We start from the raw sequence: 25,219 nt of genomic DNA, 5'->3' as shown, positions 1-25,219 counted from the left end.
AGGTGCCGCGTCCGGATCCCCGGGGGGCGGTGCTGGCCGACCCGGAGGTGCCCGAGCGCAAGCGGTTCTGCAGCCGCAGCGACTGCGGTGCGCCGGTGGGCCGGGCGCGCGGCGACCGGCCCGGGCGCACGGAGGGCTTCTGCACCAAGTGCGGCCACCCGTACTCCTTCGTGCCCAAGCTGCGCGCCGGGGACGTGGTGCACGGGCAGTACGAGGTGGCGGGCTGCCTGGCGCACGGCGGGCTCGGCTGGATCTACCTGGCCGTCGACCGGGCCGTGTCGGACCGCTGGGTCGTGCTCAAGGGCCTGCTGGACACGGGCGACGAGGACGCCCTGGCGGTGGCGGTCTCCGAGCGGCGCTTCCTCGCCGAGATCGAGCACTCCAACATCGTGCGCATCTACAACTTCGTCGAGCACCTCGACCAGCGCACCGGCAGTCTCGACGGCTACATCGTCATGGAGTACGTCGGCGGCAAGTCGCTGAAGGAGATCGCCAACGAGCGGCGGACGCCGGACGGGCGGCGCGATCCGCTGCCGGTGGAGCAGGCGTGCGCGTACGGCATCGAGGCGCTGGAGGCGCTCGGCCACCTGCACAGCCGCCACCTGCTGTACTGCGACTTCAAGGTCGACAACGCCATCCAGCAGCAGGACCAGCTCAAGCTGATCGACATGGGCGCGGTCCGGCGGATGGACGACGAGGACGGCGCGATCTACGGCACGGTGGGCTACCAGGCCCCCGAGGTCGCCGAGGTGGGCCCGTCGGTCGCCTCCGACCTCTACACGGTGGCCCGCACGCTGGCCGTGCTCACCTTCGACTTCCAGGGCTACACGAACGTCTTCCGGGACAGCCTGCCCGACCCGGACCACATCGAGGTCTTCTCCCGCTACGAGTCCTTCTACCGGCTGCTGGTCCGGGCCACGGACCCCGATCCGGCGCGGCGGTTCGCCTCCGCCGAGGAGATGGCCGACCAGCTGACGGGGGTGCTGCGGGAGGTCGTCGCGCTGCAGACGGGCCGGCCGCGGCCCGCGCTGTCCACGCTGTTCGGGCCGGAGCTGCGGGTGGTGGACACCCGGCTGTTCGAGGAGGCCGACGGCGAGGTCTCGGCGCTGGGCGGCCGGGCGGCGCCGGCCCGCAGGGTGCTGCCGGGCCGGGCCGGTGCGCGCCGGCTGCTGCCCGGGGGAGCGCCGGGAAGCGCGCCCGCGGCGCCCGCGGCGCCGGCACCGCCCACCGCACCGCCCGCCGCACCGCCGGTCGCGGCGCTCGACGCCCGGGCCGCGGCGCTGGCCCTGCCGGTGCCGCTCGTCTCCCCCGGCGACCCCAACGCGGGCTTCCTGGCGGGCCTGCTCGCCTCGCAGCCCGCCGAGGTGCACGCCGCGCTGCAGGCCGCGCCCGCCGAGTCGACGGAGCTGCGGCTGCGCAGGATCCGGGCCCAGCTGGAACTGGGCGAGGAGGCGCAGGCGTCCCACTCTCTGGAGAGCCTCGAAGCCGCCCACCCGGGCGACTGGCGGATCGTCTGGTACCGCGGGCTCCACGCACTGGTCTGCGGTGACAAGGAGACGGCTGCGCTGTCCTTCGACGCGGTCTACGACGCCTTTCCGGGCGAGCCCGCCCCGAAGCTGGCGCTGGGCGTGTGCGCGGAGTTCCTCGGGCAGCTCGACAACGCCGCCGAGTACTACCGGCTGGTGTGGGTGACCGACCCGAGCTTCGTCAGCGCCGCGTTCGGGCTGGCGCGGGTGCGGCTGGCCGGCGGGGACCGCCGGGGCGCCGTGCGCGCGCTGGAGTCCGTGCCGGAGGCGTCCATCCACTACACCGCGGCGCGGGTCGCGGCGGTGCGGGCCCGGCTGCGGCGGCGTTCGCCGCAGGAGCCGCTGCTGGACGACCTGGTGGCCGCCGCGGGCCAGGTGGAGCGGCTGGCGGACTTCGGGCTGGACGCCGTGCGCCGCGAGCGGCTCTCCACGGAGGTGCTGGGCAGCGCGCTGGACTGGGTGCTGTCGGGCTCCCCCGGTCCGGGCGGCGGCCCCCCGGCCGCCCGCCCGGGCGCGCTGCTGGGCCGCGGCCTGGACGAGCGCGAGCTGCGCTTCGGGCTGGAGCGCAGCTACCGCGTGCTCGCCCGGCTCGCCCAGCGCGGCGAGGAACGGATCGAACTGGTGGAGCGGGCAAACCGTTTCCGCCCCAGGACATGGGTGTGATCGATGTCGCAAGTGCCGCGCCCCTCACAACTGACGGCGTGCCCCGCCTGCAGGGAACCGCTGGACCCGGCCGACAATTTCTGCGGCGGCTGCGGCGCCGACCTGTCGGCGGTGCCTGCGGTCCTCCCCGACGACGGCGACGGCCCGCCCGACTACCGGCTCGCGCTGCCCGACCCCGGCGCCCGGACGGCCGTACGGGCTCCCCTCGCGCCTCCCGCGCCCTCGGACGACGGCCCGCCACAGCCCGTACGGCCACCGGGAAGTGACGCCTCGGCGGCCCCCGGCGCGCCCGACCCCCGCACCGGGTCCGTACTGGGCGGGGTCCCGGCACAGGCGGCGCACGAGGTCTCCGGGGCGCCGCCCGAGGAGGGCGCCGCCCACCCGGCCCCCGAGGGCACCGGGCGGATCTGCGGGTCGTGCCGATCCGGCATGATCGACAAGGACGGGTACTGCGAACACTGCGGGCATGCACAGCCGCGCGAACGGGATCACATGGAGCACCAGTTGCCAGGCGTCGCAGCGGTCAGCGACCGCGGACTGCGCCACCACCGGAACGAGGACGCGTACGCCGTGTCCGCCATCGCCCTCGCCGACGGGGCCCCGGCCACCGTCGCCGTCGTCAGTGACGGCGTGTCGTCCGCGACCCGCCCCGACGAGGCGTCGGCCGCGGCGTGCGCGGCCGCACGGGAGGTGCTGGTCGCGGCCCTGCCGGAGGGAGGGGATCCGCGGCAGGCCACCCATGACGCGATCATGCGGGCGGCCGAGGCGGTGACGTCGCTGGCCGCGCCCCCGCGCGGGCCGCTGCAGCACGACCCGCACCGCCAGGAGAACGCCCCCGCGTGCACGATCGTGACGGCCGTCGTCACCGGCGACCTGCTCACGGTCGGCTGGGTCGGCGACAGCCGGGCCTACTGGGTGCCGGAGGACCGTTCCACCCAGCCCGCCCGGCTCACCGAGGACGACTCGTGGGCCGCCCAGATGGTCGCCGCGGGCCTGCTGACGGAGGCCGAGGCGTACGCCGACGAGCGGGCCCACGCCATCACCGGCTGGCTGGGCGCGGACGCCTACGAGGTCGAGCCGCACACCGCGTCCTTCCACCCCGACCGCAAGGGCGTGGTCATCGTCTGCACGGACGGGCTGTGGAACTACGCCGAGTCCGCCGAGCTGATGGCCGAGGTCACCCCGCCGGACGCCAGGACGCGGCCGCTGGAGTGCGCCCGGCAACTGCTGGCCCACGCCCTGGACGGAGGGGGCCACGACAACGTAACAGTGGCCGTACTGCCGTTCCCGCTGTCGCCCGAGGGGGCAGGATCGGCCTGAGACCAGGGCTCCCCCGGCTGCCGCCGGAGGTGCCCGCAGGGGGGATGCGCGCCGGTGGCCCGGCCGGTGCCGCGCGCAGGTCCGCCCGGGTGTCCATGGCACGGACGGAGTACCGAGGAGCGGATCAGATGGCCAATTTCTCCAAGCCGAGCGAGCACCGGTTCACGGTCGAGGTGTACCAGAACGCCCATCTGCCGGAAGGCGGGCGCGAGGTCAACGCGATCGTCACGGTCACCGCCACGGGCGGAGGGACCATGGCGGAGGCGCCGCTCGCCTCCCGGACTCCTCTGGTGCCCCATCAGTCCCCGGCGTCCTACGGGCAGCGGGCCGCCGGCCCCGACGCGGCCGTGGTCGTCATGGTCGACTGCTCCGGCTCGATGGACTACCCGCCGACCAAGATGCGCAACGCCCGCGCCGCCACGGCGGCCGCCATCGACACCCTGCGCGACGGCGTGGCCTTCGCCGTCGTGGCCGGCACCCACCAGGCGAAGGAGGCCTACCCCGGCGGCGGGCGGCTCGCGCTGGCCGACGCCACCACCCGGCAGCAGGCCAAGGACGCCCTGCGCAAGCTCACCCCGGGCGGCGGCACCGCCATCGGCACCTGGCTGCGCCTGGCCGACCGGCTGCTGGAGTCGTCCGAGGCGCCGATACGGCACGGCATCCTCCTCACCGACGGCCGCAACGAGCACGAGGAGCCCGACGCCCTGCGCGCCTCGCTGAAGGTCTGCGCGGGCCGGTTCACCTGTGACGCGCGCGGGGTGGGCACCGACTGGGAGGTCAAGGAGGTCACCGGCATCGCCTCGGCGCTGCTGGGCACGGCCGACATCGTCGCCGACCCGGCCGGGCTGTCCGCCGACTTCACGCGGATGATGGAGACCGCCATGGGCAAGGAGGTCGGGGACGTGGCCCTGCGCCTGTGGACGCCGCAGGGCGCCGAGGTGCAGTTCCTCAAGCAGGTCGCGCCGTCCCTGGAGACGCTGACCGAGCGGCGCGTGGACGCCGGCCCGCGCATCGGCGACTACCCCACCGGTTCCTGGGGCGACGAGTCCCGGGACTACCACCTGTGCGTACGGGTGCCCGCCGCCGCGGTGGGCGAGGAGATGCTCGCCGCCCGCGTCTCGCTGGTGCTGCCCGCGCCCGCGGGCTCCACGCCGCAGGCACTGGCGCAGGGGCTCGTGCGGGCGGTCTGGACGGACGACCTCGCCGCGTCCACCTCCCTCAACCCCCAGGTCGCGCACTACACCGGCCAGGCCGAGCTGGCCCGGGTCATCCAGCAGGGCCTGGACCTGCGCCGGTCGGGCGACATCGACGGGGCGACGGCCAAGCTCGGCCGCGCCGTGCAGCTGGCGAACCGCTCCGGCAACGAGGACACCGCGAAACTCCTCGCGAAGGTGGTGGACGTGGTGGACGCCGCGACGGGTACTGTGCGGCTGAAGGCGAAGGTCACGGCGGAGGCGCAGATGACCCTCGAAACGCGCTCGACGAAAACCGTACGGGTGAGGAAGTAGCGCCGGGAGGCGTGGCGGCCGCAGAGTGTGCCGCGGCGCGGACCGTCCGCCCCGACCCCGGGAAGCACCGCCGGCAGGCCACCGTCCCGCCGGCAACGACCGCAACGAACGGCACACGAGGGGGATCAACCGACATGCCGACCTGCCCGAACGGCCACCAGTCGACGGCCGAGGACTGGTGCGAGGTGTGCGGCCACCGCATGTCGGGGGCGCCCGAGCGGCCCGGCCCCGCCGGAGCCACGGGCGCCGTCCCGCCGCCTCCCCCCGCACCGCCCACCGGCGCGCCCCTGCCGCCCCCGAGCGGCCCGCAGGGCGCGCCCGGCTACGGCTTCGGCGGGCACACCGGGGACACGACCGTCCAGGCGGAGCTGTGCCCGCACTGCCGTACGCCCCGCGAGGCGCAGGCACCTTTCTGCGAGGAGTGCCGGTACAACTTCCTGACCCGGACGGGCGCTTCGTTCGGGCCGCCGCCACCGCCGGCCCCGCAGGGGCTGCAGTCGGCTCCGCCACCCCCGCCGCAGCACACCCAGCCGCCGCAGTCCTACGAGTACTACGGCTCGCGCCCCTCGCGGATCAACCGCCCGGCCGAGCCGCTCACTCCGGAGACGCACACGTCCTCGCCGTACGCCGAGCCGGTCTACGCGGACGAGCCCGGCGGCGACTGGATGCTGCCCCCGCCGAGCACGGCCACGGCGCCGCCCGCCTCGCCCTACGCGTACGAGCCCGCGGCGGGCGCGGTGCCGGGGCAGCAGCAGGCTCCGCAGCAGCACGCGCCGGCCGGGTGGACGGCCGTCGTGGCGCCCGATCGCGAGTACTTCATGGCGATGATGAACCGCAGCGGCCCCGAGGCCGCCGGGCTCAACCTCCCGGCGTACTCCCCCGAGCTGCAGCTGCCGCTGAACGGGCCCCAGGTCACGGTCGGGCGGCGGCGCCACAGCACCGGCGAGTCTCCGGACATCGACCTGTCGCGCCCGCCGGAGGACCCCGGCGTCTCGCACCAGCACGCGATGTTCGTCCAGCAGCCCGACGGCAGCTGGGCCGTGGTCGACCAGGACTCCACCAACGGCACCACCATCAACGGCTCGGAGACGCCGATCCAGCCCTACGTGCCCGTGCCGCTGCAGGACGGCGACCGGGTGCACGTGGGGGCCTGGACGACGATCACGCTGCACCGGGGCTGACGGGCCGCGGGCGCCGGCCCGCGGCACCCCTCAGGGCCGGCGCGCACCGTCGGCCCCCTCAGGGCCGGCGCGCACCGCCCAGCGGCCACCTGCACGGGCCCTCGGGGTGGTCCAGCCACGCCCACTGGGCGTCGCCCGCGACCGAGACGCCGAAGCGCTCGCGCCCCGGTCGGCCCTCGCCGCGCCAGACGGCGTGGGCGTCCGCCGGGTCCAGGGCGCCGGCGGTCAGCGTCAGCAGGAAGCGGAAGCGTTCGCTCTGCAGCAGCCGGCAGGGCAGGCCCCGGATCCGGGGCACCGGCGCGGCCGCACCGCCGCGCAGCGGGACGAAGTAGGCGGGGGTGCGCAGGAACCTTCCCTCGGCGTGCGTGGCGTCCGTGACCCGCAGCGCGAGCAGGCCGGTGGCGAGCGGGGCGAGGATCAGGCCGTCCGGCCGCGTCTGCGCGATCCAGGCGGGCGGCACCCGGGAGACGGCGCAGGTGGCCAGGATCCGGTCGAAGGGGGCGCGCCACGGGCAGCCGAGCGCGCCGTCGCCCGTGACGACCTCCGGGTGGAAGCCCGCCTCGGTGAGGTGGTCGCGGGCGGAGGCGGTGATCTCCGGGTCGAGGTCGGCGGTGGTGACGTTGCCGTCGCCGAGGCGGTGGGCGAGCAGGGCCGCGTTGTAGCCGGTGCCCGTGCCGATCTCCAGCACGCGGTGGCCGTCCTGGACGTTCAGGGCGGAGAGCATCCGGGCCATCAGGGAGGGCTGGCTGCTGGAGGACATCAGCTCGCCGTCGCGGACACGGGTGGCGAGCGGCTCGTCCGCGTAGGCGCCGACCAGCCAGTTCTCGTGACCCAGGGGGTCGGGGTCGCCGCCGGAGAGGCGCCGGTGGCCGCCCACGGCACCGGTGTAGTAGACGGGGACGAACAGCTCCCGGGGCACCTCGGCGAAGGCGCGCCGCCACCGGGGGTCGGTCAGCTCGCCGGCCGCCCGCAGCCGCTCGACCAGCTCCGTCCGCAGCGCCGAGGACAGCTCCATGTCCCGCTTCAGATGGGTAGCGCCCATGCCTCCACTGTGCGCCGCGGCCGCGGTTTGTGCGAAGGTCCTACATCGCCGGTCCTCGGCCGGTCCGTCTGAGACCATGGAGGGGTGATTGAGATTCCGCGCGGCACGCTTCAGGAGCAGACCTTCTACGAGCAGGTCGGCGGCGAGGAGACCTTCCGGCGCCTGGTCCGCCGCTTCTACGAGGGCGTGGCGGGCGACCCCCTGCTGCGGCCGATGTACCCCGAGGAGGACCTCGGCCCGGCCGAGGAGCGCCTGGTGCTCTTCCTCATGCAGTACTGGGGCGGGCCGCGGACGTACAGCGAGAACCGGGGCCACCCGCGGCTGCGGATGCGCCACGCGCCCTTCACCGTCGACCGCGCCGCGCACGACGCGTGGCTGCGGCACATGCGGGACGCGGTGGACGAGCTGCAGCTCGCTCCGGAGCTTGAGCAGCAGTTGTGGAACTACCTGACGTACGCCGCGGCGTCGATGGTGAACACCGAGGGCTGAGCTCCCCCCGCGGCGGGACCGGGTCTCAGGCGGGCGTGACCGTCAGCCCGGAGATCCCGCCCGTCCGTACCGCGATGGAGCCGTACGGCGTGGTCAGCCGCAGCCAGCCGGCCGCCGCGAAGAGCACCACCGGCGCCTCGGGCGCCAGGGCCGTGCCCGTGCGGGCGCCCGGAGCCGGCGAGCCGCTCACGGAGCCCGCACCGGCACGCACGGGCCGCAGGAAGCCCAGCGACTGCGCGGCGTGGACCGCGCGCAGCGGCAGCCCCGTCTCTCCGAGGGTGCGGGACCAGATCTCGCGCCCGATGCGGTCGCGCTCGACGCGGGTGCGGCGCTGCTCGGGCAGCGCCTCGTCGCGGGCGCGGAACTCCGCGACCGCCGCGCCGACCGCGCTCCTGAGGACCTCCTGGCCGGGAAGGCCCTCCACGCGCTGCCAGCCGCCGCGGGGCGGCAGCACCCCGGCCCAGGGCGGGCCGGTGACGGCAGCGGGGACGGCGATCTCCAGCTCGCCCGAGGGCGCGGCGGGCGCCGCGTCCAGGGCGTCGGCGAGTTGCCCGGCCGAGACGGTGACGTCCAGCGCCCCGCCGTGGGCCAGCCGGGCCGTGCGGACCGCCAGCACCTCGAAGGAGGGCGGGCGGCCGAAGACGCCGAGCACCCCGCCGGCGGCCTGCAGCCGGACCACGGCGGCCCGGTCGTAGTGGATCAGCCGGGCCAGGAAGGCGACCAGGTCGGCCGTCTCCCCGGCATCGGCGAACCGCAGCCGCTGCCCGGCGGGAGGCTGGAGCCCCGTCATACGGCGACGGCCTCCTTGGGGGACGCGTCACCGCGGCCGCCGCCGGCCTCCTCCTCGTCCCGGAACTCCTCCAGGAACATCCGCTCCTCGGCGGTTATCCGCCGGGGGCGGCCCGCCTCGAAGTCGAAGGGGACGACGACGGTGCTGGCGCGGACGTAGACGTGCTCCTCGTCCTTGACCTCGTAGGCGACGGTCAGGGACGCGGCGCCGAGCCGCGTCACCCACGTCTCCACGGTCACCGGCGCATGCCGGTGCACCAGGGGGCGCAGATAGTCGATCTCGTGCCGGGCCACGACGGACCCGCCCTGGAACGACGTGCTCCCCTCCCCCGGCGCCAGCCGGAACATGAAGTCGATCCGCGCCTCTTCGAGGTACCGGATGAAGACCGCGTTGTTCACATGGCCGAAGGCGTCCATGTCCGACCAGCGCAGGGGGCAGGAGTAGAGGTGACGCGCCACGATCAGCCCCGGGTGAGCTTCTTGTAGGTGGCGCGGTGCGGACGGGCCGCGTCCGGGCCGAGGCGCTCGATCTTGTTCTTCTCGTAGGACTCGAAGTTGCCCTCGAACCAGAACCACTTCGAGTCACCCTCGTAGGCCAGGATGTGCGTGGCCACCCGGTCCAGGAACCAGCGGTCGTGGGAGACGACCACAGCGGCGCCCGGGAAGTCGAGCAGGGCGTTCTCCAGGGAGGAGAGGGTCTCGACGTCGAGGTCGTTGGTCGGCTCGTCGAGGAGCAGCAGGTTGCCGCCCTGCTTGAGGGTCAGCGCCAGGTTGAGGCGGTTGCGCTCACCGCCGGAGAGCACGCCGGCCGGCTTCTGCTGGTCCGGGCCCTTGAAGCCGAACGCGGAGACGTAGGCGCGCGAGGGCATCTCGACGTGGCCGACGTTGATGTAGTCCAGCTCGTCGGAGACGACGGCCCACAGCGTCTTCTTGGGGTCGATGTTGGCGCGGCTCTGGTCGACGTACGAGATCTTGACGGTCTCGCCGACCTTGATCGAACCGGAGTCCGGGGTCTCCAGACCCTGGATCATCTTGAACAGCGTGGTCTTGCCGGCGCCGTTCGGGCCGATGACGCCCACGATGCCGTTGCGCGGCAGGGTGAAGGACAGGTCGTCGATGAGGACCTTCTCGCCGAAGGCCTTGGAGAGGTTGTTGACCTCGACGACGATGGAGCCCAGGCGCGGGCCCGGCGGGATCTGGATCTCCTCGAAGTCCAGCTTCCGCATCTTGTCGGCCTCGGCCGCCATCTCCTCGTAACGGGCGAGGCGCGCCTTGGACTTGGCCTGACGGCCCTTGGCGTTGGAGCGGACCCACTCCAGCTCTTCCTTGAGGCGCTTCTGGCGCTTGGCGTCCTTCTGGCCCTCGACCTTCAGACGGGCGGCCTTGTTCTCCAGGTAGGTGGAGTAGTTGCCCTCGTAGGGGATCGCGCGGCCGCGGTCGAGCTCGAGGATCCACTCGGCGACGTTGTCGAGGAAGTACCGGTCGTGGGTGATCGCCACGACGGTGCCCGCGTACTTGGCCAGGTGCTGCTCCAGCCAGTTCACCGACTCGGCGTCGAGGTGGTTGGTGGGCTCGTCGAGGAGCAGCAGGTCGGGGGCCTCGAGCAGCAGCTTGCAGAGCGCGACGCGGCGCTTCTCGCCACCGGAGAGGTTGACGACCGGCCAGTCGGCGGGCGGGCAGCCCAGCGCGTCCATGGCCTGCTCCAGCTGGGCGTCGAGGTCCCAGGCGTTGGCGTGGTCGAGCTCCTCCTGGAGCTTGCCCATCTCGTCGAGCAGGGCGTCGGAGTAGTCCGTCGCCATGAGCTCGGCGATCTCGTTGAAGCGGTTGAGCTTGCCCTTGATCTCCGCGACGCCGTCCTCGACGTTCTCCAGGACCGTCTTGGACTCGTCCAGCTTCGGCTCCTGCATCAGGATGCCGACGCTGTAGCCGGGCGAGAGGAACGCGTCGCCGTTGGACGGCTGCTCCAGACCCGCCATGATCTTGAGGACGGTGGACTTACCGGCACCGTTGGGGCCGACCACACCGATCTTCGCACCGGGCAGGAAGCTCAGCGTCACGTCATCGAGGATGACCTTGTCGCCGTGCGCCTTGCGCGTCTTGCGCATGGTGTAGATGTACTCAGCCAAGAGAAACCGTCCGGCAATCGAGAAGGGCCAATGTGCGGCTCCGCCGCGTGAGGGCAGATACACCCATCTTGCCGCACCGGACGCCCGGGGCGGAAACCCGATACGGACGCGGCTCCCTCCCGGGCGGACACCGCGGGGCCCGCGGGCCCCGCGGCGCCCCGCCCGCCGCTCACTCCCCGGAGGCCGCCGCCCGCTCGCGGCGCAGGAGGTAGACCGCGCCGCTGCCGGCGACGATCAGCGCTATCGCCATGCCGGCGATCGTGGGGGTCGTGTGGCTGCCGCCGGTCGCGGCCAGGTCCCCGTCGGCCCGGACGGCGGTCGCCTTGCCGGAGCCCCCGCCCGTGGACGCCGGGCTCATGCGGGAGGCCAGGGTGGCCTTGGTGCCGTCGTCGGCGGTGCCGCCGCCCTCCCCGCCGTCTCCGCCGTCCCCGCCGCCCGCTACGCCGGGCACCGGGCCGGGTCCCGCGGCGCCGGGCGCCGGGGCCGCGGCCGCGGTGGCGGCGGAGGTCGCACAGTCCATGATCCCGGCGAAGGTCCTGGACAGGCCGCCCGGACCCGTGATCGTGAACCGGTACGCGCGGTCCTCGCCGACCTTCACCAGGGTGGTCTCCGACTTGCCGGGCGCGACGGTGTGCTTCTTGCCGGCCAGCTCGTAGGTGAAGGGGGCGTCGCCCTGGTTGTCGGCGGTGACGTCGACGCCGCCCTTGGCGCAGTTCTTCCGGGCGGACAGGGCCGGGGCGGCGCCCTTGCCCGTCCAGTTCGCGGTGGCGCCCGCCGAGACGGCGCTCTCGCTGGAGCCGGCCAGGATCTGCGTCTGGGTCGTGGTGTGGTCGCCGATGAGGACCCGGCCGACCGGGACCTTGGCGGCGCCCGTGGCCTTCAGCGACATGGAGCCGTCGGGGGCGCCCGCGGGGACGTCCACGTAGAATTCTCCGCCGTTGCCGGTGGCGGCGACGGGCTTGCCGTCCTTGTCGACGATCTTCACGCCCCGGGCCACGGCATCACCCGAAGGAGTGATGGTGACGCTGCTCGCCGTCGTCCGCACGGCGACCGGGCCGAGCTTCCGGCCGGGCTTGCCGGAGAGCGCCGGCGGCGTGAGGGTCAGGGACGCCTCGGGCTCCTCGACGTCCTTCGCGCTCTTGTAGAGGTAGTCGGCGAGCTTCTCGGCGGCGGGGTCCTTGGCGTCGACCTGGGCACCGTCCGAGTACCGCCAGATGGCCACCTGGGTGCCCGCGGCGGCGGTGTTCGCGTCGAGGGGGCCCGTACCGGCGTCCTTGGCGAGCGCCGCGAGGTCGTTCACCTGGGGGTAGGAGTGCTGGAGGATCCAGCGGATCTTCCCCGCGTCCTTGTTGGCGTGCAGGGACGACTCGCCCCAGCCGACCTCGCGGTAGCGCGCGCCGTCCACCCGGTTGGTGAGGATGTCGATGCAGTACGTCTGCAGCGTGCCGCCCCCGTCGACCTTCATCTCGAACAGGCCCGCGGGGACCTCGCCCGTCTTGCGCCGGTCGTGCACCACGGCGCCCGAGCCCACGGTGATGCCGCCGAGCGTGGCGGCGACGCCCCCCGGGTTCTGCGGCGCGTCGTCCGCGGCGGCGGGGCCCGCCGCGGCTATCGTGCCCACCGCGGCCAGTCCCGTCGCCAGGGCGGCTGCGGCAAGGCGGGCGGATCCCCGCCTCCTGACAGAAATCATCGACTTCCTTCCGGGCGAACGCAGAACAAGTCGGCGCGCCTCGCCACCGAACTCACGACTCAGAAGCCCCCGTTGCACGCTGTCGCGCGCGGCCGTAGACACGCCGCCGCGGCCCCCCGTGACACGTTGCTGTGAACGTGATCTTAAAGAGCGAGCGCGACACCATCCCCACCGGAGGGGTCGCTCAATCGATCCGAATCGGAATCGTTACCGGGGACACGCGCCCTGACCTGGCAATATCGATAAATCACCGGGACAAACCCGGCCATTTCAGAAGGGCGGCGGCTCCGCGCCGACGGGGACGGCCGCCGGATCCGGAACGGCTTGAGAGGGTGCCGTAGCGGATTTCGGGGCGGCTTCCGGAGCGGATCCCGGAGCGGACGGCTCCGCCGGCAGCGCCCTCGCCGGCGACACCCTCCGGAACACCGACGTCCCGCGGCTCAGGTCGTGACCGACCGACACCGCGTCAATCTCCGCCGACAGCCACCGCTTCCCTTCGCGCTCCTCCTCGCGGATGCGCAACTTGCCCTGCACCACGACCGGTTCCCCCACGTCCAGCGAAGCCACCACGTTGGCCGCGAGCGCGCGCCACGCCCACACGGTGTAGAAGCTCGTGTACGCGTCCGCCCACTCCTCCTTGGACCGGTCCCAGCGGCGCACGGTCGCCGCCAAGCGGAACCGCGAGGACGGCGAGCCGTTCGCCGCCTCCCGGTAGTCCGGCTCCGTCGCGACGTTTCCCACGACCGTCACCAGCGTCTCGTTCATACGGATCGCCCTCCCCCGTTGTGGAACCACCTGCTCGGTGCCTCGTAAAGCCATGCTGCCTTCGCGTGGCGCATCCCGCTGAGGGCTGTGGACCAGGGGCCGGTTGTGGAGAACCTCGTCACCCTCACGGGTTCACGGGTTCACGGGTTCACGGGCTCACGGGCTCACGGGCTCACGGGCTCACGGGCTCACGGGCTCACGGCGAGAGTCCCGTATCCCTCACGCCTCGCCCGCCGCGATCACGTACTGGGCGCGCACCTCCTGATACCGCAGCAGCTCCGCCGCCACGGGCTCCAGCACCCGCTCCCGCCCGCAGCCCGCGGCCGCGTTGCGCAGCCGCCGCTCCGTCTCCAGCCCGTACCGGCGCGCGGGCCCGCGCGCCATCGCGCGGCAGCACCAGGCCAGGGCCGGCCCGCCCGCGACGCCGCCCGCCAGCAGCGGCCCCGGCACCCACCAGTCGCCGCCCCAGATGCCGGTCAGCACCCCGAGCAGCCATGCCGCGGCGACGGCCTGCAGCACCGACAGCACCCACTGCACCGCGGCGGCCACGGCCCACCACCCGGGCCGGACCGGCCGGGCCGCACCGCCTCCGCGCGCCCGCCGCCCGCCGACGAGCCGCCTGCCGCTGCGCCACCCGGACCGCCCGGAGGAATCCCCGCCGGCCTCCGGCGGCGCGGCGGGGCGGCCCACGCCCGTGCACCACGCGCTCGCCCGGCGGGCGCCCGTGCGCCACATCCCCGGCCGCCCGCGCACCCCGGCAACGGCCATCGCGGCGGCAGCGGCGGCCGACGCCGCGTCCAGGGCCTCGGCCAGCCCCTCGGCCCCGCGCCGCGCAGCCTCGCGCACGGCCAGGGCCCAGGGGTCGGGGAGCCCCGCGGACGCCTCGTAGGCCAGGGCGCGTACGGCCTGTTCCACGAGCGGGCGGGACACGGCACGGGAAGGGGGCTCGGCGGGGCCGGCAACGTCCGTGCCCGCCGCTTCAGCCGCGGGGAGAGACAGGGACGAGGGCAGGGGCAGGTGCGGCGACGCGGGCGGAGGCACAGCCGCACCCGTGCCCGTCCTCGGCCCCGTACTCGTACCGGTACCTGTACCTGCACCCGGACCTGTACCGGCGGCGCCGGCCGCGGCCGCTCCCGCGGCCTTCCTCGCCGCGCGGCCGCGTACGCACCACTGCCGGGCGCGCGCCCAGGGCGTCCCGCAGGCCCGTCCGGCGTCCCGGAGCCAGGCGCGTTCCGCGGCCAGCCCCTCCGCCTGGGCGCCCACCGCCTCGGCCAACCGGTCCTCGAACTCGTGCCGCGCCGACTCCGTCAGCCCCGGCCGCCCGTCCGCCACGTACGCGCCGCGCAGCCGCGCCGAGACCCCGTCCACGTCGGCCGTCAGGCGCCGCAGCGCCGCGCCCCGCGACGCCGTGAACTTGCCGAGGCTCTCACGCAGTTCCCCGACGCCGTCGCCCGTGAGGGCCGACAGGGCCAGGACCTCGGCGCCGGGCTCGCCGTGCTCTCCGAGGGCGATGCCGTCGTCGTCCAGGAGGCGGCGCAGGTCGTCGAGGACCTGGTCGGCGGCGTCCGTGCCCAGCCGGTCCACCTGGTTGAGGACGATGAACGACACCTCGGCGTAGCCCGCGAGGGGCCGCAGGTAGCGCTCGTGGAGGACCGCGTCCGCGTACTTCTCCGGGTCCACGACCCAGATCACCGCGTCGACGAGCCCGAGGAGCCGGTCCACCTGCTCGCGGTGGCCGGCGGTGGCCGAGTCGTGGTCGGGCAGGTCGAGCAGGACGAGCCCGTTCAGGGCCGGGTCGTAGGGGCGTACGGGCTGCCGGCGCGAGCGGGCGGGGATGCCGAGCCGGTCGAGGACGCCGTCCGCGCGCTCGGGCTCCTCCGTCCACACGCAGGCCACGGGCGCGGCGGTGGTGGGGCGGCGCACGCCGGCCTCCGACAGCTGGGCCCGGCCGAGCGCGTTGAACAGGGTGGACTTGCCGCTTCCGGAGGCTCCGGCGATGGCCACGACGGTGAGGTCGAGCGGGTGGCGCTGCCGGGCCGCGGCCTCGTCCAGGACCCGCCCGGCCTCGGCGAGCGTGCGCCGGTCCAGCCGCGCCCGGGAGAGCCCGACGAGCTCGCGCAGGGCGTCCAGGCGGGGGCGCAGGACGGCGGCGCCGGGGTGCGGCGCGGGGACGGCGGGAGGGCGCGGGAGGGTCTCCGGGCGCGGCGGGGGCGCGTTGCGGACCTCGGGTGCGCTGCCCGGGCCGCCCGCGCGCGGGGGACGGTCGGGCCGGGCGCGGCGGGCGATGAGGCCGTCGTCCCAGCTGCCCGCGGGGGCGGGGGCGTGGCGGCCGGCGGACCGTTCGTCCCGGGTTCCGGCACGCCGGTCGGCGGACCGGTCGGCAGATCGATCGGCGGATCGGTCGGCGGGGCGCACGGTGGTCACCTCTCCCTCTGCAGTACGGACAGCGCGGCGATGAGCTCGACCTGGTGGTCGGGGGTGACGTCGAGGGCTTCGAGCGGGGCGGTGCGGCGGTCGCGCTCGGCGTCGAGCACGCCGCCGAGGCATTCGGCCAGGAGCTGCCCGCCGCGATCGCGCAGGCGCAGGGCGCCCCGGGCGCCGAGCAGTTCGGCGAGGCCCTCTCCGGCGGCGCGGGCGGGCGCGCCGCCGAGCAGGGCGGCGGCCAGCAGCGCGGCGGCCCGGTCGGCGTCGGTCCCGGCGCCCTTCTCGGCGGCCCGCACCTCCTCCTCGGCGAGCTCCTCCAGGCAGCGCCGCCAGCGCCGCACGGCGACGCCGATCCGGCCGACGGCCCCGTCGGGGTCGCGCGGGGCGAGGACGGCGTCCGCGGCCGGGTCGCCCGTGCAGGCCGCCGCGACCTCCTCGTCGGCGGCGGCGACGGCGCAGCCGACGAGGGCGGCGAGGGAGGCGGTGAGCGCGCCGAGCAGCTCGTCGGAGGTGCTGTCGTCGGGGTGGCCGTGCCAGTGGGTGAGGGCGTCGCCCGCGAGGGCCTCCCCGGCGGCGACCCCGGACCGCACCCGCTCCGAAGCCCTTGCGTAGGCGTCCTCCACGCGCTGCATCAGCCGGACGGCGGCGGCGTGCTGGAGGGCGGCGGCGCCGGCGAGCCCGGGCAGCCGGGAGGCCAGGGAGGCCAGCAGCCCGGCGACGGTGCGGGCGGAGGCCACGGCGCGGGCGGCGGGGTCCTGGGCGCGCTGGTGGAGCCAGCTGCGCAGTCCCGCGACGGCGGTGTCGGGCAGCAGCCCGGTGCCGCCGCCCGCGGACTCGGGGAGCTCGGGGATGGTGAAGCGCGGCACATCGCCGAGGCCCGCGGCCGCCAGCAGCGCGCCGTAGTGCCGGGAGACCTCGGTGGCGACCTGGTGGGGCACCCGGTCCAGCACGGTGACGAGCGTGACGTCGTACTCCTTGGCGGTGCGCATCAGGTGCCAGGGCACCGCATCGGCGTACCGCGTCGCGGTGGTGACGAGCACCCAGATGTCGGCGGCGCAGATCAGCTCGGCGGCGAGCTCGCGGTTGCGCTCGACGAGGGAGTCGATGTCGGGGGCGTCGACGAGGGCGAGGCCGGGCGGCATGGCGCGGTCGGTCTCGATGCGCAGGGAGGGGGGTTCGGCGGCGTCGTCCTCGTCGCCGCGGCGGCCCTCGGGGTCGGTGTCGTAGAGGGTGGTGAAGTCCTGGGCGGGCACCCAGACACGGCGCAGCTCGGGCAGCACCCGCTGCCCAGCGAACCAGTGGTGGTCGTCCGGGTGGCAGACCAGCACAGGCGTACGGGTCGTCGGCCGCAGGACCCCCGCCTCGGTGACCCGCCGCCCCATCAGGGAGTTGACGAGGGTGGACTTGCCCGCCCCGGTCGATCCCCCGACCACCGCGAGGAGCGGCGCTTCGGGGGCGCACAGGCGGGGCACCAAGTAGTCATCGAGTTGCGCCAGGAGTTCGGCACGGTTTCGGCGGGCGCGGGCGGCGCCGGGAAGGGGGAGGGGGAAGCGTGCGGCGTCGACACGGTCACGCAGTGCGGACAGCGCGTCGAGCAGTCGGGGCCGTACTTCCAAGGTCGCCACACGTGCAGAATGCCCAATTCTGGTGTGATTTTGAAGCGTATAGGCCATGGCGCGCGAGGCGTGGCGCACGGGGCTCAGGCATAACGAGTACACAACACCCGTCGCCTGGGGCGTGAAAAACGGTGCAAGATTCGTACCCGCCTGCGATTATCAGGACCGCTTCACTAAACCTCCACATCGTGGCACGGAGGTGAAGCAACCGGGACGAGGCGAGCGGAGCCCTATCCTTGTCCCCGGCAAGGTCACGGCACCACCGAGCCCGGGGCTTCAGCCGTCCGCGACCGCCGCACACACCGGCCCCCGTAGCTCAGTGGATAGAGCAGGCGCCTTCTAAGCGCTTGGCCGCAGGTTCGAGTCCTGCCGGGGGCGCTCGCTCCACACCGCACGCCCCTCCCCTCCGGGAGGGGCGTTTTTGCTGCCCTCCCGCCTCGCGCGCCCCACGGGGCCCGTGGGTCCTGTTTCCGGACCCGCTGGCGGAAAGCGTTCCTTGACGCGGGATTCGCCTCGGTAAATCGTGTGATCGCTGCGCTGGCGGGCGGGGAGCGGCGCAGGTCAGCAGGGTTTCCCGATGCTTCCCCGGCTCATGACCGGCTCATGCCCAGCTCATCCCCGGCTCAGCCCCGGCTTTCCCCGGATCTTCCCGGTCCCACCGCTTCACGGCCTTCCCGGCCCCATCCCTTGGAGGACACGCCTTGTCCGGCGAGCAGCATCTGTTAAAGGTCTACAGCGACCGTTCCTACGTGCACACCACCACCGTTCGGCACCAGGGCACCACGGTGGCCCTGGCCATGGACGACCGGCGGCGGCTCGTCTACACGGTTCTCGATCTGGCGCAGCACGACGAGGCCCGGGGGGAGCTCGACGCGGCCTACTGGTCGGAGAACCCTCTGCCGCTGCCTTTCCCGTCGGAGATCACGGACGTGGGCTTCGCGGCCGTGGGCGCGACCGCGCTGCCCTCGGTGAAGCGGGGCGGCAGGGTCGAGGCCGCGGCCGGTGAGCGGCTGGGCGCGGACGAGACCGACCCGTTCCTGTCCACGACGGCCAGGCTCACCGCGCTCGCACCCTTCCACGCGCTGTCCGACGGCACCCACATCGTGGTGCTGCGCCAGTCCGTGGGCGCCGGTGACCCCGACGCGGTCCACAAGCTGGCCGGCGGGGCGTCGTCCGGCGACCCGGACCGCACGGACTACGTGAAGGACCGCGACGGCGCGAAGGTGCCGCTCGTCGCGGACACCCTGCTGTGCGACCGCTTCCTGCTGGTCGGCGGGGAGCTGAAGCCCGTACTGGAGGCCCGCTACCGGCGCAGCCGGCACAAGGACCGGCCGGATTCGGCCAAGGACAGCCTGGGCACGACGGACATGGAGGGGCGGCCCTTCCGCGAGCCGACCCAGGAGCTGTCGTTCGTACGGAACCTCTCCGGCGGGCGGTTCGCCGCGCTGCTGGTCCCCACCGCCGTGCACGGGCAGCAGCGCTGGCAGGTCTTCGCGCACAACGACGCCACCGGCCGCATCGACTCCTTCAACGTCGAGCAGGGCCGCGACGGCCTGTTCAACCTCCAGGGCACCCGCGCCTGGACGAGCCCCGACCCGGCCCACCGCGACGCCGTCTACGAACGCTCCCCCGGCACCTGCCCGTTCACCGGGCAGCCGCTGATACCCGTGGTGAGCACGGAGGGGCACGCGGAGACCGCGCTGGCCTTCGGCGAGGGTGACGCGCACGTGCGCGTCACCGAGGCACCGGAGCTGGCCGGCCGCGACTTCACCGTCGAGTTCTGGGCGCGGCGCACCGCGCACGGCCGCCAGGAATTCGTGGTCGGCCACGGAGACGAGGCGGGCAGCCCGCTCAAGTCCCTGCACATCGGCTTCCGCGAGGACGACCGCTTCACCTTCGCCTTCTACGCGGAGGACCTCAACGCCGACGGCCCGGTCACGGACACCGCCTGGCACCATTGGGCCTGCGTCTACGATCACGGGGCCCGCCGGCAGACCGTCTACCGCGACGGCGAGGAGGCCGGCAGCCGCACCACGGGCTCCGGCTACAGCGGCACCGGCCCCCTCCTGATGGGCCGCGCCCTCGCCCAGGGCGCCCGTGCCGAGCTCGACGAGGTGCGGATCTGGGACCGCGCCCGCACCCCCGACGAGCTCAAGCGCGACAAGGGCGTGCGCCTCGTCGGCAACGACCCCGGCCTCGTCGCGTACTACCGCTTCGACGAGGGCTCCGGCACCCGCCTGCACGACCAGACCGACCACGCCCGCCACGGCGAGCTGGTCGGCGGCCCGAAGTGGGTGACGTCCGAGGCGCCCGTCGGCGACCATCCCGGCGTGCGCCGCGACAGCTTCGCCGTGCCCGGCCGCGCGGTCGTCTCCGGCCTGTCCGCCGTCCTCTACCACCAGCAGGAGGACACGGCCGTCGGCTACGGGCAGGAGCCCAAGCCCGCCAAGCGCCAGGCCCGCGTCCTGCTGTCGTACGCCACGTCGGGCCCGGACCCGAAGACCGGCGCCGCCACCGACGAGTCCTACGTCGCCACCGTCGACTTCGGCGTCGGCCGGGACGGGCGGCTCGCCCAGGTGCCGGACGAGCTGGCGCTGCCGGTGCTGGCGGCGCCGGAGGCGAGCGGGGACGTCGAGGCGATCAGCGAGCTCGACCGGCGCGTGCAGGAGATCACCCGGGAGGTCGCCGCCAAGGAGGGCGAGGCGGCCCGGCTGTCCCTGGGCAAGGACGAGATCGCCGCGCTGGAGAAGCGCGTGGCCGAGCGCAGGGCCGAGCTGGACGGCACGCTCAGCGCCTGGTGCTTCCGCATCCGCTTCAAGCGGCAGCGCGACGGCAAGGACCAGTACCTCGCGCTCAAGGACGACGGAACCGGTGACTGGCCTGCCGCCATCCGTACCTCCGACAAGGACACCGGGACCGCGCTCTGGTACTTCGACGCGACGGTCGGCACGTACGAGGGCCGGCCGTGCTGGTACGTGCGCAACGCCCACGTCGCCAAGGACCTCAACGTCGCCGGTGACAGCAAGGAGCGCGACGCCCCGCTCATCGGCTACAAGCACCTCGAAGGCCACCACAACACCTACTTCACCCCCGTGGAACGGGGCGACGGCTTCTCCGTCCTGGTCAACCTCTGGAGCCGGCTCGCCGTCTGCGCCACCGACCGCAAGGGCGACGCCGTCGTCCAGCAGGACATCGAGACGGTGGCGGGGAACGGCGAGGGACTGGTGACCTTCGAGAAGGTCCGTCCCGTGCCCCAGGCCCACGTGCAGGACTTCGTCAAGCTGATCGCCGCGGACGAGGCCCGCCTGGAGGAACTGCGCCCCCAGCGCGACCGGCTCGCCCTCCTGCAGCGCGAGATCGAGGCCCTGCAGGCCGAGCAGACCGCCAAGCGCGAGGAGCTCGCCCGCCTCACCGGCGGACTCAAGGGCACCGACGACATCGCCCTGCCCATGCCGCAGCTCTCCGTGGACCGCACCGGGCTCAGCACCTCCGGCGCCCTGCTGGAGTTCGCCCGCGGCGCCGACCGCCCGTACCTGCTCGACAGCGCCACCGGCAGCGTCGTGCTGTACTTCCGGGGCGCCAACGGGCAGTTCTTCGCCACCTACTACGACACGCTCGTCTCCCGCTCCTCCCGGCAGCTCGCCGGTCCCGACGGCACGGCGTTCACCTTCGTCGCCCGCGACGCGGGCACCGACCTCGCCGGCGTCGACATCCGGATCATGGACGTCGGGGACGCGGGCCTGTGCGAGCTGACGATCGAGCGCGGCGAGGAGAGCGAGATCTGGCGCAAGCTGCCGCGCCGCGCCGCCGACTTCGCCGCCATCGTCAACGGCGCTCCGGGCCAGGCCTACGACTACGCGCAGCAGGCCGGGAGCAGCACCGCCGGTGTGCCGCTGTCGTCCGGTTCCCGGCTCGTCGTCATCGACCCCGGGCAGGTGCGGGAAGTGCCGCTGGGCACCGTGCCCGACCACGTGCCCGGGCGCGGCGGGCGCTGGCGCGCCGACAAGCCCGGCCGCGCCTACGCCTTCGACGGGCAGCAGAACGTCCTGGTCACCCAGGACGGGCTGGACCGCGCCGCCGTCAGCGGCGATCTGACGGCCGAGGCCTGGATCAACCCCGACCGGGTGCCGGGTACGTCCCGCGTCGTCCACGCGAACACCGGGGACAACCCGTTCACCCTCGGTCTGCTCGCCCCGCCGGCCCCGCCCGCGACGCCCGCCCTGTTCTTCGACGGCAGGAGCGGCGTCGCCATCACGGACGCCCAGGTGCCGCTGTCCGGGACCGACTTCACGGTCGAGTTCTGGGCGCGCCGCCCCTCGGCCCCCGACGGCCGCCCCCAGTACGTGGTCGGCCACGGCACGTCCCACGCCGCCGACAGCTCCTCCCTGCACATCGGCTTCCGTGCGGACGGCACCTTCACCTTCGCCTTCTACAGCGACGACCTCGACACCAAGGAGAAGTACACCGACACCGCCTGGCACCACTGGGCCTGCGTCTACACCACGGCCTCCCGCGAGCAGGTGCTCTACCGCGACGGCAAGGAGGTCGCCCGGCGCACGGCGACGCGCGACTACCGGGGGGCCGGTCCCTTCAGCTTCGGCAGCTCGCACGCGGGCTGGATCCCCGACTACGCGCGCATCGAGATGGACGAGGTCCGGCTGTGGGGCACCGCCCGCACCGCTCTTGAGATCCGCGACCGGATGACGCAGCGGCTCAAGGGCGACGAGACGGGCCTGCAGGGCTACTGGCCCTGTGCCGGCCCGGCCACCGGGGCCGACGGCAAGCCCGTCGTCACCGACCGCTCGCCGCAGCGCCGCACCGTCACCCTGCGCGGCACCGTCACCACGGCCACCGCCCCCGAGGCGCTCACGCAGGGCGAGGACACCGGCTACCGCATCGTCGCCGGCGTCGGCAACCGCCTCACCGCCACCCGCGCCTCCTTCCCCCTGCGCGAGTGGACCCACCTGGCCGCCGCCTACGAGCAGTCGTGGGCGGTCGGGCTCGCCGGCGGGGCGTACCTGGAGGTGCCCGACAACGACGCGCTCGACGTCACCGGCGACCTCACCCTTGAGGTGTTCTGCCGCGTCGACGCCCTCGGCGCCGCGCAGGGCCTGCTCTCCAAGGGGCGTGCCGCCGACGGTGCGGGCGGCAGCGTCCCGTATCGGCTGCTCGTCCTGCCCGACGGGCGGCTGGAGTTCGGGTTCGAGGAGCCGGACGGGAAGCTCGTGCGGTTCGCCTCCACCGGGGCCCTCACCGCAGGAACGTTCCACCGCGTCGCCGTCGTCCGCAAGGGCGGCCGGTCGATGCAGGAGCGCAAGGGCTCCAAGGAGATCACCGCGGCGGGCGCCGACGGCAAGCCCGTCACGCAGACGGTGGAGCTCGTGGATTCCGTCGACCTCCAGGAGTGGCAGGACGTCCGCTTCTTCGTCGACGGCCGCGAGGCCGGGACCGCCCGCTACGAGGGGCCCGGCCCCAAGGGCAACACCGGCACGCTCGACATCGGCCGCGCCCTGGACGGCCTGGAGACGCACGCCTTCACCGGCGTCGTCTCCGAGGCGCGGCTGTGGGGCACGGCCCGCGACGCGGCGCAGCTCGGCACGCCCGTCTCGGCGCGCGACCGCGGGCTGACGGCGCACTGGCGGTTCGAGGAGAACGCGGGCAACACCGCCGCCGACACCACCGGTTCGCACGCCGCCCGGCTGCGCGGGGCCCGCTGGACGGCCAGCCCCGACCCGCGCGGCAGTGTCTTCCGCCTCTACCGCAACGGCGTCTCGGTGGCCTGCGACCCGCTGGAGCCCGCCGCCGTCACGGCCGCGGACTTCGCGGACCACGGGGACGCCCAGCTCTCCCTCGGCGCCCGGCTCAAGGACGGCAAGGCAGGGCAGCCCTTCCACGGCGTCCTGGAAGAGGTGCGGATCTGGCGGACCGCCCGCACCCAGGAGCAGGTCCTGGACAACCTCTTCACCCGCCTCAGGGGCGAGAAGGAGGACCTGATCGCCTACTGGTCCTTCGACCGGGCCTCCACCGACGCGGCGGCCGGTCTCGTCCGCGACGAGGGGCTGCGCGGCAACCACCTGGCGCTGCGCGCCGCTCCCGCCCGGCCCGCCGCCGTCCTGTCCACGGCCCCCGTCTCCAGCGACACCGCCCAGGTCCGCTCCGCGCTCGCGGCGATGCGCACGCCGTTCCACGAGACGGTCTCGGGCGCGCCGGCCGTCGCCGAGTACGCGGACATGCAGTACACCGTCAAGGGCGAGGCGTTCGGCGTCCTCAAGCGGGCGTACGGCTACCTGCGCGACGGCCGCTGGCACCTGGTCACCGGCTACAAGGTCGGCGACCTGGTCAGCGAGTGGGTGAGCCAGGTGCAGTTCGACCCGCAGCTGGTGGGCTACGTGGAGGGCGCCCCGCCGGTGCCCTCGGAGAACCTCACGCCCAACACCGTGGACCCCGACAGCGACACCTACGACTCGGCGTCGTCGGTGGAGTTCACCCAGGCCGACCAGGTGATCCACTCGCTGTCGTCGGCGAAGGAGCGCAGCGTCGACGCGGCGTTCGGCTTCGCCCTCTCCAACGAGGTCGACGTCGACATGTGGATGATCGCCGCACCGCTGGGCTTCGGCGTGGCCAAGTCCATGGCGAAGGCCAAGGTGTCGGTGGGCGTGCGCGGCAGCCTGGAGTTCTCCAACAGCTGGGCCGACGAGACGGCCGTCTCCCAGGGCGAGAACACCGCCCGGGCGATGAAGGTCGGCCTGTCGGGCAGCTGGGAGGACCCCCTCAAGCCCCTCAACCCCTCCCTGGGCCGCCGCTACGTGCCCGTCAACACCGGCTTCGCCCTGGTCCAGTCCCAGACCGCGGACGTCTTCGCGCTGCGGCTCGCGCACAGCGGCACCCTGGTCGCCTACCGCATCCAGCCCAACCCGGACATCCCCAAGGACTGGAACGTCGTCCCGTTCCCCCTCAACCCCCGCTACACCAAGCAGGGCACGCTCGACGGAACGGTCGGCTACGACGAGCGCGGCCGGGTCCTCGACCCCGACTACGCGGGCGGCCGCGACCACGGCGAGTACAGCTACTACAAGCCGCGCGAGGCGTACGCGATCAAGCGGCGCATCCAGCGCGAGCAGCAGCGGCTGCGCGGCTACTACGAGTCGGTCTCCACCGGCACCCACACCCCCGACCCCACCGCCGAGCGGGCCGGCCGGGTGCTGGGCGGCGCGATCGGCGGGGACACCTCGCCCGGCAAGGGGCGGGAGACCGCAGGCAGCTCCACCGGTGCGGGCTTCTCGCGCCGCGACCTGGTCAACACCTACGTCTGGACGGCGGACGGCGGCTTCTTCGCGGAGACGACGGAGACGACGGACGCCGTCAGCGAGACGACCTCCGGCTCGTACTCGATGTCCGGCTCCGTGGGCGCCTCGGTGGGCACGTCCTTCGACGTGATGGGCATCGGGATCAACGCGCAGCTCGACGCGTCGGTGGGCGGCGGCATGTCCGTCACCCGGGCGCGGGGCAAGGAGGCGACGCGCTCCTTCGGGCTGAACGTCACCTGCTCGCCGTCGGGCAACGTCCAGCAGTACGACGCCCACCGCAAGCCGGTCTTCGACGCCGGCGGCAAGCCCGTCAACGCGCCCGGCAAGGTGGACGCGTACCGGTTCCTCAGCTTCTACCTCGGCGAGGACACCGAGCACTTCGACACGTTCTTCCACAAGGTCGTCGACCCGGCCTGGCTGGAGAACGGCACCGACCCGAACGCGGCGGCGCTGCGCCAGGCCCGCCAGTCGGACCGCAAGCCGCCGTGCTGGCGCGTGATGCACCGCGTCACGTTCGTCAGCCGGCTGCTGCCGCCCGTCCCGGCGGAGGGCGCGGCCCCGCTGGAGCGGACGATGCGTCAGCTCGACCTGGAGAGCAACTACGAGCTCGTCCGGCGCCTCGACCCGTACGTCAAGGGCGCGGCCACCGGACGGGCCGAGCTCGCCGGGGCCGTGCGCGACGCCCTCGCGGCGCACCTGCCGGAGCTGAGCCCGCACGCGGAGGAGGTGATCGGCTTCCTCGCGCAGTACTACGGCGTCGAGAGCTGATGCCG

Annotated in this window: 14 protein-coding genes and 1 tRNA gene; 7 read left to right on the top strand and 8 right to left on the bottom strand. The window is 74.2% G+C overall.

Annotated elements, in window-relative coordinates; all coding sequences use genetic code 11:
• Positions 1-2: 2 nt before the first annotated feature.
• The 4 genes from NQU55_RS13490 (at position 3) to NQU55_RS13475 (ending at position 6,198) form a co-directional block, all read left to right on the top strand.
• Entirely contained in the window at positions 3-2,189 is a 2,187-nt protein-coding gene (locus NQU55_RS13490; RefSeq protein WP_443744700.1) for a serine/threonine-protein kinase, read from the top strand.
• Positions 2,190-2,192: 3 nt separating this feature from the next.
• Positions 2,193-3,509, top strand: coding sequence for a PP2C family protein-serine/threonine phosphatase (locus NQU55_RS13485; protein WP_168093205.1), 1,317 nt, complete (start codon positions 2,193-2,195; stop codon positions 3,507-3,509).
• Between the two features lie 128 nt (positions 3,510-3,637).
• Entirely contained in the window at positions 3,638-5,017 is a 1,380-nt protein-coding gene (locus tag NQU55_RS13480; protein ID WP_168093204.1) for a vWA domain-containing protein, read from the top strand.
• A gap of 134 nt (positions 5,018-5,151) precedes the next feature.
• Positions 5,152-6,198 (top strand): FHA domain-containing protein, encoded by a 1,047-nt coding sequence (locus NQU55_RS13475; RefSeq protein ID WP_168093203.1) that lies wholly within the window; start codon positions 5,152-5,154, stop codon positions 6,196-6,198.
• A 58-nt stretch (positions 6,199-6,256) separates the two neighbouring features.
• On the opposite strand, the gene NQU55_RS13470 is transcribed toward NQU55_RS13475, so the two are convergent.
• Positions 6,257-7,240, bottom strand: a complete 984-nt coding sequence (locus NQU55_RS13470) for a methyltransferase domain-containing protein (RefSeq protein ID WP_240976396.1) — start codon at positions 7,238-7,240, stop codon at positions 6,257-6,259.
• 84 nt (positions 7,241-7,324) lie between these two features.
• Between NQU55_RS13470 and NQU55_RS13465 the strand changes: the two genes are divergently transcribed.
• Positions 7,325-7,729: a globin gene (locus NQU55_RS13465; protein ID WP_058044403.1), complete on the top strand. Its 405-nt coding sequence runs from the start codon at positions 7,325-7,327 to the stop codon at positions 7,727-7,729.
• 25 nt (positions 7,730-7,754) lie between these two features.
• Here NQU55_RS13465 and NQU55_RS13460 read toward each other — a convergent pair whose 3' ends face one another.
• The 7 genes from NQU55_RS13460 to NQU55_RS13430 all read right to left on the bottom strand — a co-directional run bounded on the left by NQU55_RS13460 (position 7,755) and on the right by NQU55_RS13430 (position 17,139).
• Entirely contained in the window at positions 7,755-8,519 is a 765-nt protein-coding gene (locus tag NQU55_RS13460; RefSeq protein ID WP_168093202.1) for a DUF8010 domain-containing protein, read from the bottom strand.
• Positions 8,516-8,977, bottom strand: a complete 462-nt coding sequence (locus NQU55_RS13455; RefSeq protein WP_168093201.1) for a thioesterase family protein — start codon at positions 8,975-8,977, stop codon at positions 8,516-8,518. The genes NQU55_RS13460 and NQU55_RS13455 overlap by 4 nt, the downstream gene beginning before the upstream one ends.
• A gap of 2 nt (positions 8,978-8,979) precedes the next feature.
• A complete protein-coding gene (ettA, locus tag NQU55_RS13450) occupies positions 8,980-10,644 on the bottom strand; it encodes an energy-dependent translational throttle protein EttA (RefSeq protein ID WP_168093200.1) in 1,665 nt (554 codons plus the stop codon).
• Between the two features lie 169 nt (positions 10,645-10,813).
• A complete protein-coding gene (locus NQU55_RS13445; RefSeq protein ID WP_256790604.1) occupies positions 10,814-12,334 on the bottom strand; it encodes a Cys-Gln thioester bond-forming surface protein in 1,521 nt (506 codons plus the stop codon).
• Between the two features lie 270 nt (positions 12,335-12,604).
• The gene (locus NQU55_RS13440) at positions 12,605-13,099 is read right to left on the bottom strand and encodes a single-stranded DNA-binding protein (RefSeq protein ID WP_256790603.1); all 495 of its coding nucleotides are present in this window, start codon (positions 13,097-13,099) and stop codon (positions 12,605-12,607) included.
• Positions 13,100-13,318: 219 nt separating this feature from the next.
• Positions 13,319-15,523, bottom strand: coding sequence for a GTPase (locus NQU55_RS13435; protein WP_256790602.1), 2,205 nt, complete (start codon positions 15,521-15,523; stop codon positions 13,319-13,321).
• Complete coding sequence (locus NQU55_RS13430) at positions 15,520-17,139, bottom strand: dynamin family protein (RefSeq protein WP_256790608.1); 1,620 nt, start codon at positions 17,137-17,139, stop codon at positions 15,520-15,522. Before NQU55_RS13430 ends, NQU55_RS13435 begins: the two co-directional genes overlap by 4 nt.
• A gap of 305 nt (positions 17,140-17,444) precedes the next feature.
• Between NQU55_RS13430 and NQU55_RS13425 the strand changes: the two genes are divergently transcribed.
• Positions 17,445-17,517, top strand: a tRNA-Arg gene (locus NQU55_RS13425).
• Between the two features lie 323 nt (positions 17,518-17,840).
• Positions 17,841-25,214 (top strand): laminin G domain-containing protein, encoded by a 7,374-nt coding sequence (locus NQU55_RS13420; protein ID WP_256790601.1) that lies wholly within the window; start codon positions 17,841-17,843, stop codon positions 25,212-25,214.
• Positions 25,215-25,219: the final 5 nt, after the last annotated feature.

Source organism: Streptomyces telluris, assembly GCF_024519335.1.
Lineage (GTDB): Bacteria > Actinomycetota > Actinomycetes > Streptomycetales > Streptomycetaceae > Streptomyces > Streptomyces telluris.
This window is presented reverse-complemented; position numbering and strand designations above follow the sequence as displayed.

Bases quoted from the DNA above. Each gene is read 5' to 3' on its own strand.
- NQU55_RS13480 (WP_168093204.1), top strand. From the start codon at position 3,638: ATGGCCAATTTCTCCAAGCCGAGCGAGCACCGGTTCACGGTCGAGGTG.
- NQU55_RS13460 (WP_168093202.1), bottom strand. From the start codon at position 8,519: ATGACGGGGCTCCAGCCTCCCGCCGGGCAGCGGCTGCGGTTCGCCGAT.
- NQU55_RS13445 (WP_256790604.1), bottom strand. From the start codon at position 12,334: ATGATTTCTGTCAGGAGGCGGGGATCCGCCCGCCTTGCCGCAGCCGCC.
- NQU55_RS13475 (WP_168093203.1), top strand. From the start codon at position 5,152: ATGCCGACCTGCCCGAACGGCCACCAGTCGACGGCCGAGGACTGGTGC.
- NQU55_RS13440 (WP_256790603.1), bottom strand. From the start codon at position 13,099: ATGAACGAGACGCTGGTGACGGTCGTGGGAAACGTCGCGACGGAGCCG.
- NQU55_RS13470 (WP_240976396.1), bottom strand. From the start codon at position 7,240: ATGGGCGCTACCCATCTGAAGCGGGACATGGAGCTGTCCTCGGCGCTG.
- NQU55_RS13485 (WP_168093205.1), top strand. From the start codon at position 2,193: ATGTCGCAAGTGCCGCGCCCCTCACAACTGACGGCGTGCCCCGCCTGC.